The 646-nt window shown below is 46.6% G+C and carries 1 protein-coding gene; it reads right to left on the reverse strand.

The window, feature by feature from the left end:
* Positions 1-40: 40 nt before the first annotated feature.
* On the reverse strand, positions 41-646 hold a 606-nt coding region (locus A3729_RS03685), incomplete at its 5' end, for an FKBP-type peptidyl-prolyl cis-trans isomerase (RefSeq protein ID WP_068633195.1).

The raw sequence follows: 646 nt of genomic DNA on the forward strand, positions 1-646 counted from the left end.
ACCTCATGCGTAGCGAGACGCATGAGGGAAAGCTATTTATCTAGCCAACAATTTCTAGCAACTCGATATCGAATACCAAAGCTTGGTATGGGCCGATATCGGCGCCAGCACCTGCTTCGCCATAAGCAAGGTGATATGGAATGTATAGCTTCCACTTAGAACCCACTTTCATTTGCTGAAGTGCTTCAGTCCAACCAGCAATCACGCCACCAACAGGAAATTGAGCTGGTTCGCCACGGTCATATGAGCTATCAAACTGCTTACCGTCGATCAAGGTACCACGATAGTGAGTGCTTACAACACTTTCAGCTGTTGGTATATCACCTTCACCGGCAGTGATTACTTCGTACTGAAGACCGGACTCTAGAACCGTCACTTCATCACGCTTAGCATTCTCTGCCAAGAAAGCTTCACCTTCACCCGCAAACTTCTTAGCTTGCTCTTGCTTCTCTGCTTCAACCTGAGTCTGAATCACTTGAAACGCCGCATTAATTTCTTCGCCAGGAATCTGTGGCCCCTTGCCAGAAAATGCGTCATTGATGCCAGCAATAGCAGCTTCTAATGACAGTCCGTTAAAGACGTTAGCTAATTGTTGGCCCATTTGAAGACCAACACCATATGATGCTTTCGCCTCATTTGTGGATAA

This window comes from Oleiphilus sp. HI0043, assembly GCF_001634935.1.